Origin of the sequence: Streptomyces kurssanovii, from assembly GCF_040677245.1 — a bacterium.
In the GTDB taxonomy this organism is placed as follows: Bacteria; Actinomycetota; Actinomycetes; order Streptomycetales; family Streptomycetaceae; genus Streptomyces; species Streptomyces kurssanovii.
The window spans coordinates 194,614-201,478 of the sequence record NZ_JBFAQK010000007.1 but is presented as its reverse complement, the minus strand read 5'-3'; the positions used below and the strand labels follow the sequence as shown (position 1 = coordinate 201,478).

The following is a 6,865-nucleotide window of genomic DNA, read 5'->3' as shown; positions in this document are numbered from 1 at the left end:
CCCGTACCGCCCTGCGGGCGGCGTACCGCGCTCCGCGCGGTGCCCTCAATCTCCCCCTACGGCCTGGCGGCCGTGGGAGGTGCCCCCAGGCGGGCTGACAAAGTCAGCCTCGCCGGCGGCGGAGGCCACTCCAGCCTCGCCGGCGTTTGAGGCGCGGGGGTCCGGTGGGGGTCCCCCCACGCCGCCAGGCGTAGGGGGAGGAGCCCCCGAAGCACCGCGCGGAGCGCGGTGGCGGGTCCGGGCGGAGCCCCCACGCGGCGGAGCCGCACATCGGTACAGCGGGAAGGGGCGGGGTGGGGGACAGCCCCGCGCAGCGGCCCGCCCGCTCAGTTCGACTGGCGGACCGGCAACGCCCCCGCCCCCGTCGCCAGCACGTGCTTCGCCGCCAGCACCGGCACCTCCCCCACCCGCACCACCTGCGTCACCAGCACCGCCGGCGTGTCCGCCGCCCGGTCGAGCTGTTGGCCGCGGCGGGTGCCGAGCAGGGTCGCGCTCACGGCGCTGTGCGCGGTGAGGGCGATGCCGCGCGACGCCCCGGTCAGCGCCGCGAGCATCGAGACCGCGGGCGCCGCCTCCCGCAGCGCCGCCGCGAACGCGGGATGCGCAGCCTCCAGCGTCTCCTCCGGCGCGGCCCACTCGTGGCTCAGCACTCCCGTCGTGCCGTCGCCGTTCAGCAGGGACTCCCAGAAGCGCAGCTCGGACCCGGCGGGCGCGAGCAGATGCTGGGTGGTGAAGTCGGTCGGTTCCTCCGTGGTCCGCAGCAGTGGCCGCACCCGCAGCGGCGGTCCGCCGCCGGAGAGCAGCTGCTCCAGTGGCTGGAGGTGCTCGTAGCCGCGCCGGGGCGGATGGGCGTTGACCGTCCGTCCGACGCCCCGGCGCACGGACAGAAGGCCGTCCTCCTGGAGCAGCAGCAGCGCCTCACGCAGGGCGGGGCGGCTGACCCCGAGCTCGCCGGCGAGCCGGGGTTCCGAGGGCAGGGTGGACCCGGGCGGGTAGACGCCCTCGCGGATGGCGTCCGCGATCCGCTCGTACAGGACGACGACGGGTCTGCGCTGCTGCCTGCTGACTGCCACTGGACCGGCCCTTCCTCGGCTCACCACTTGATGCGGGCGCCCCGTCACGATGCTGCCGAAGGGCGCCGACCCTTGTCTGACAAGTGTCTCACCGATGTGGCGCGGCGAGCGGGATCACCCCGGACACGGAGCGGCCTCGGCGGCGGGCCGCATGACAAGCTGACGCCATGTCCGAGCCCGAGCCCCGGCCTCCCGCAGGCGACCCGTATGTCGCCACCGGCACGCGCGTCGCCCTGCGCCACCTCACGTACGAGGACGCCGCCGAATTCACCGCGGCCGCGCGGCGGAGCCAGGACCACCACCGGCCGTGGCTCTTCCCGCCGCTCACACCCGACGACTACGCCGGGTACGCACGGCGGCTCATCGAGGACCCCGCCCGTGCGGGCTTCCTGGTGTGTGAGGGCCCGGCCGGCAGAATCGCGGGGTACATCAACATCAACAACATCGTCCACGGCGCGTTCCTCAGCGGCGCTGTCGGCTACGGGGCCTTCGCGCACGCCGCGGGCCGCGGTCTGATGGGGGAGGGGCTGCGGCTCCTGGTCGAGCACGCCTTCGCGCGGAGCGGCCTCGGACTGCACCGCCTGGAGGCCAACATCCAGCCCGGCAACACGGCTTCGCTGGGGCTCGTACGGTCGGTCGGCTTCCGGCTCGAGGGCTACTCGCCCGACTTCCTGTACATCGACGGTGCCTGGCGCGACCACGAGCGCTGGGCGATCACCCGGGAAATGACGACCCGCGACCGGACCGTCGGACCCGCGGGCAGTCGCCGTCAGCGGTGAGCGTGCCGTGGCCGACGGGCATGGTGTCGGAGCCCCGGGGCAAGGATGATCGCGGACAGCTCTTAGGCTGCCTGTATGTGGAGAGAAGCCGCAGGCCAGGCATTCCCTGACGCCGAGTTCAGCTCGCCGGTCGACGCGGCCCTGGTGGCCGCCGCGGAGCAGCGGCTGAGGTGCTCGCTGCCGCCCGAGCTCGGGCGTCTGCTGCAGGAGACCGACGGCATCGTGGGGCACTACGGCGTGGAGACGGTCTGGCCCCTGGAGCGGATCGTCGAGGAGAATCTCCGCTTCTGGTCGGACAGCTCGTTCGCCGACCTGTACATGCCGTTCGACGCGCTGCTCTTCTTCGGTGACAACGGGGGCGGCGATCAGTTCGCCTTCGTCCTGCGGCCCTCGCGAGCCGACATCTTCGTGTGGGAACACGAGGACGACAGCCGTCGCTGGGTCGCCCGGGACCTGCGGGACTACCTCGGCCGGTCTCTCGCGGACGAGGGAGACGCCTGGTACCGATAGCCGGCAGCGTCCGGCTGCCTGTCCGGCCGGGAGGCCGGTCTCCCGGCGTAGGCTGAGTCCCGCAGGTGACGGACGGGAGGGCCGAGGTGGCCGAGACGACGACGGCCGAGGTGATGGCCGAGCTGGCCGCGCTCGAGGACCCGAAGGCACGCGCGGTGAACGAGAGGCACGGTGACGATCACGGTGTGAATCTCAGCAAGCTGCGCGCCCTCGCGAAGCGGCTCAAGACGCAGCAGGAACTCGCGTGCCGGCTCTGGGAGACGGACGACACCGCGGCGAGGCTGCTGGCGATCCTGATCTGCCGCCCGAAGGCGTTCGAGCGTGACGAGTTGGACGTCATGGTGCGCCAGGCGCGGGCACCCAAGGTGCACGACTGGCTCGTGAACTACGTGGTGAAGAAGAACCCGCACTCCGAAGAGCTGCGCGTTGCCTGGTCCGCCGATCCGGATCCGGTGGTCGCGAGTGCCGGGTGGGCGCTGACCACCGAACGCGTGGCGAAGAAGCCCGACGGCCTCGACCTCGCGGGACTGCTCGACGTCATCGAGGCGGAGATGAAGGACGCCCCGGACCGCCTGCAGTGGGCCATGAACCACTGCCTGGCCCAGATCGGGATCGAACACGCCGAGCACCGCGCCCGCGCGATCGGCATCGGTGAGCGCCTTGAAGTGCTCAAGGACTATCCGACGTCCCCGGGCTGCACGTCTCCGTTCGCGCCCACCTGGATCACCGAGATGGTGCGCCGGCAACAGGACAAGACGACGGCTTGACCGGCGGTGGCGTGTTGTCCCGGGGAGTAGGCGTCCCGGACGGAGTCAACGGCCCACCTCACCGGGCCCGGACGGATTCCTGGCCTGCGAAGCGGTGCGGCAGCCGCACTCGCAGTGCCGCCGACTCGTGCACGGGCGCCGGAGATGACGCCCCCGCCCAGGCAACGCGGCGCGGTCGGGTGATCCCGAAGCTCAGGCGGCCGGCTTGCGGTCGACGTACTCGAAGACCGAGCCGTCGGGATGGACGGCGATCAGATTGCGGCCGACCGGCGTCTCCACCGGGCCGGCGAGCACCCGTGCGCCGATGCCCGTGAGGGTGGAGTACGCCTCGTCCACGTCCTTCACGGCGATCGTCGCCGACACCTTCCGCAGGATCTCCAGTTCCGCCTCCGGGCCGCTCATGAGCAGGAAGCAGCCGACGGCCGCCACGGAGACCCCGCCGCGTTCGAACCGGAGCGGCGGGGCGCCGGTGAGGCGTTCGTAGAACGCGGCGGAGGCTTCCAGGTCGTCGACGCAGATGCGGAGCGTGGTTCCGAGGATCTCCATACGGGCGAGCGTAGTTGGCGATCCGGCCCGACGGAATCGGGCCCGACGGACCCGAAGGCCGGCGGGGATCACACCCGGCAGAGCACCTCGCCGTGCGGAACCATGAACCACGCGTCGTCGTGGTCGCCCCAGGTGCGCCACGCGTCGGCGATCGTCCGCAGCTGCTCGTCCGTGGTGTGTCCGCCCTCCACCGCGAGCTCCGCGTACACCGACGCGACCGTGCGGTCGGCCCACAGGCCGCTCCACCATGTGCGATCGGCCGGTGTGGCGAAGCACCATGCCGCCGCGCTGGGGGTGATGTCGGTGAAGCCGGCGGCGCGGGCCCATGAGAGCAGTCTGCGCCCGGCGTCCGGCTCGCCGCCGTTGGCGCGGGCCACGCGCCGGTACAGGTCCAGCCACTCGTCCAGGGCCGGGAGCCGGGGATACCAGGCGAACGCGTCGTAGTCGCTGTCGCGCGCCGCGACGATCCCGCCCGGGCGGCACACCCGCCGCATCTCGCGCAGCGCCTGCACCGGGTCACCGACGTGCTGGAGCACCTGGTGGGCGTGGACCACGTCGAAGGAGTCGTCCGGGAAGTCCAGCGTGTGGACGTCGGCGACGGCGAACCGCACGTTGTCCAGGCCGCGTTGCTCCGCGTGCGCCCGTGCCTGCTCGAGTACGCCCTCCGCCGCGTCCACCGCCGTGACCCGCCCCGGCGCGACCAGTTCCGCGAGGTCGGCGGTGATGGTGCCGGGCCCGCAGCCCACGTCCAGTACCTCTGCCCCCGGCCGCAGTTCACCGAGGAGGTACGCGGCCGAGTTCGCCGCGGTGCGCCAGGTGTGCGAACGCAGCACGGACTCGTGGTGCCCGTGCGTGTAGACGGCTGTCTCCTGCGGCATGACGTGTCTCCTTCTGCTGAGGCGATGCCGCAACGCTACGCCTGCGTCCCGCATTTCAAGACCCATGTCTTGCATTGTGGGCAGGTGTTTGCCTTGGATAGGCTGGCCGGATGACGGAGACATGGCCATCCGACGGTGACGGGATCATGCGGCTGCCCAGTGGCCGGCTGGTGCGCGGCAGGGGGCTGCGCAAGCCCCTGCCGGCCGGTGCCCGGCCGGAGTTCGGCGTCTATCTGCTCGGCCGGCAGCCTCCCGCGACCGACTGGGAGGCGAGCTGGATCCGCTGGCCCGACTTCCGGTTGCCGGCCGACCCGGCGCAGGCGCGCGCACTGCTGGAACAAGCGTGGGCCCGCGCCGCGACCGGGCGGGTGGAGGTCGCGTGCGGCGGCGGCCGTGGCCGCACGGGCACCGCCCTCGCCTGCCTTGCCGTCCTCGACGGCGTCCCCGCGGAGGACGCCGTGGCGTATGTGCGCGAGCACTACCACCGGGGCGCGGTGGAGACACCGTGGCAACGGCGCTACGTCCTGCGCTTCTGACACCTCCGCCCGGGCGCGCCGCGGGCGCGGCATGCCGCACCGGGGGCGCGGGACGGACGTACCGCACCCGCGGCGGGACGTGGGGCCCTGCCGCAGGCCCCTACAGCAGGGCCTGCGGGCGGTAGACCGTCAGGGCCTCCGGGACCTTGTCCAGGACCAACTCCGGGGGAGCCGGGGTCACTTCGCCGTCGTAGGCGAGGAGGGTCCCCGGAGCCAGGCCGCCGATGTGCAGCCGTCGCAGGTGTCGTGTCGCGTGGACGGGGGAGCGGTGCAGTTTGCCGATGAGCGCCGCGCCCAGCAGCCGCCAGCCGGGGGCCCGGCCGGCGTGCACCACGCGGACGTCCAGCAGGCCGTCCACGAGATTCTGCCGGTGGCCCGGCGTCGGGCCGACGCCCTTGTAGACGCCGTTGCCCGCGAACAGCAGCCACATCGGGCGCCGTCTGCCCTGGACCTCCGCCTCCAGCGGCCGCCGGCCGCGCAGCACCAGCACCGCCGCCAGGACACCGGCGGTCCAGCCGCCGATCCGCGGCGACCAGCGCTCCCTGACGCTCACCAGGTCCGGGTACACGCCGAGGCTGAAGGTGTTGAGGAAATGGCCCGGCTCCGCGCTGCCGTCCGGCCCCGGCGTGAACCGGCCCAGGTCGACCCGCACCGCGTCACCCGCGGCCAGCGCCCGGCAGGTGTCCTCGACGGACTCTATCCCCAGGTCGTACGCGAAGTGGTTGAGCGTGCCCCCGGGGAAGACGGCCAGCGGCAGGCCCCGGCCCGCTGCCACGGCCGCCGCCCTGTTGACCGTCCCGTCCCCGCCGACGATGCCCAGCGCGCGTCCCCGCCCCGCGGCCTTCTCCAGCTCGGCCCGCAGCTCGTCGGGGGTGCACACCACGACCTCGGCCCGCGGCAGTGCCTGCTGGACGACCGGCGCCATGTCGGCAGAGCCCGATTCCCGGTTGACGATCACGATCAGGCCCTCGCCGTCGGGCAGCTCAGGGGCGTCGGCGTGCGGCGTGCCGGGCGTCGGCAGCTGCGACCTCGTCGGGACGGCGCCGCGCACGGCGAACGCCGCGCCCACGCCCAGCGCCGCGCCGACCAGGACGTCGCTCGGATAATGGACACCCGTGTAGACGCGGGAGAAGGCGACGGACGCCGCCACGGGCGCGACGGCGGCCCCCCATCCCCGCGACTCCAGGGCGACACCGGTCGCGAAGGCGGCGGCGGACGCGGAGTGCCCGGAGGGGAAGGACGTGGTGAACGGCTGCCGCTTCAACTGCCGTATCACCGGGACCGCGTCGAGCAGCGGCCGCGCCCGGCGTACGGACCGCTTGCCGACGGTGTTGATGACGGCCGAGGCGACGGCCAGCGAGGCGACACCGCGCACGGCGGCGCGCCGTGAGCGCGTGTCACGGCCCAGAGCGGCGATCCCGACGGCCGCGCCGAACCACAGGAGGCCGTGGTTGGCGCTCCGGCTCAGCCGCGGCAGCACCGGCTCCGCGCCGGGCCACTCCCGTGCCGCCACGGCATGGAAGACGCCGCGGTCCCAGCGGCCGAGGAGCGCCGTGATCCGTCCGCGGAGCGGCTGCCCGCCGATGGACCGTGTGCCTGGTACGTGAGTTGCGTGAGCGTCCGACATGTTCCGCGATTACCCCGGGACCGCCGCCACCACGCCGGGCCGCACGCCATCCGTGTCGCACGCCGCGACGCGCCACCCCATCGCGCCACGCCGCCACACCGGCGTACGGACCCGCCTGCGGGGCGCCCGGCGGCGATCCTCCGTATAAA

Annotated in this window: 8 protein-coding genes; 4 read left to right on the top strand and 4 right to left on the bottom strand. The window is 73.5% G+C overall.

All coding sequences use genetic code 11. The annotated features are described in order from the left end of the window. Positions 1-326: 326 nt before the first annotated feature. Positions 327-1,073, bottom strand: coding sequence for a GntR family transcriptional regulator (locus AB0K36_RS08665; RefSeq protein WP_364590230.1), 747 nt, complete (start codon positions 1,071-1,073; stop codon positions 327-329). 167 nt (positions 1,074-1,240) lie between these two features. On the opposite strand from AB0K36_RS08665, the gene AB0K36_RS08660 reads away from it, so the two are divergent. The 3 genes from AB0K36_RS08660 (at position 1,241) to AB0K36_RS08650 (ending at position 3,129) form a co-directional block, all read left to right on the top strand. Continuing rightward, the gene (locus tag AB0K36_RS08660) at positions 1,241-1,852 is read left to right on the top strand and encodes a GNAT family N-acetyltransferase (protein WP_364590227.1); all 612 of its coding nucleotides are present in this window, start codon (positions 1,241-1,243) and stop codon (positions 1,850-1,852) included. 75 nt (positions 1,853-1,927) lie between these two features. Next, positions 1,928-2,362, top strand: a complete 435-nt coding sequence (locus tag AB0K36_RS08655) for an SMI1/KNR4 family protein (RefSeq protein WP_364590224.1) — start codon at positions 1,928-1,930, stop codon at positions 2,360-2,362. A 113-nt stretch (positions 2,363-2,475) separates the two neighbouring features. Beyond that, positions 2,476-3,129 (top strand): DNA alkylation repair protein, encoded by a 654-nt coding sequence (locus AB0K36_RS08650; RefSeq protein WP_364590259.1) that lies wholly within the window; start codon positions 2,476-2,478, stop codon positions 3,127-3,129. Positions 3,130-3,321: 192 nt separating this feature from the next. Here the strand turns inward: AB0K36_RS08650 and AB0K36_RS08645 are convergent, their stop codons facing one another. Continuing rightward, on the bottom strand, positions 3,322-3,675 hold the full coding sequence (locus tag AB0K36_RS08645; protein WP_364590221.1) for a VOC family protein: 354 nt from the start codon (positions 3,673-3,675) through the stop codon (positions 3,322-3,324). Between the two features lie 68 nt (positions 3,676-3,743). Beyond that, entirely contained in the window at positions 3,744-4,553 is an 810-nt protein-coding gene (locus tag AB0K36_RS08640) for a methyltransferase domain-containing protein (RefSeq protein ID WP_364590218.1), read from the bottom strand. Between the two features lie 110 nt (positions 4,554-4,663). Between AB0K36_RS08640 and AB0K36_RS08635 the strand changes: the two genes are divergently transcribed. After that, positions 4,664-5,089 carry a protein-tyrosine phosphatase family protein gene (locus AB0K36_RS08635; RefSeq protein ID WP_364590215.1) on the top strand — a complete coding sequence of 142 codons (426 nt, stop codon included), beginning with the start codon at positions 4,664-4,666 and terminating at the stop codon, positions 5,087-5,089. Between the two features lie 100 nt (positions 5,090-5,189). On the opposite strand, the gene AB0K36_RS08630 is transcribed toward AB0K36_RS08635, so the two are convergent. Further along, positions 5,190-6,716 (bottom strand): bifunctional phosphatase PAP2/diacylglycerol kinase family protein, encoded by a 1,527-nt coding sequence (locus tag AB0K36_RS08630; RefSeq protein ID WP_364590212.1) that lies wholly within the window; start codon positions 6,714-6,716, stop codon positions 5,190-5,192. Positions 6,717-6,865: the final 149 nt, after the last annotated feature.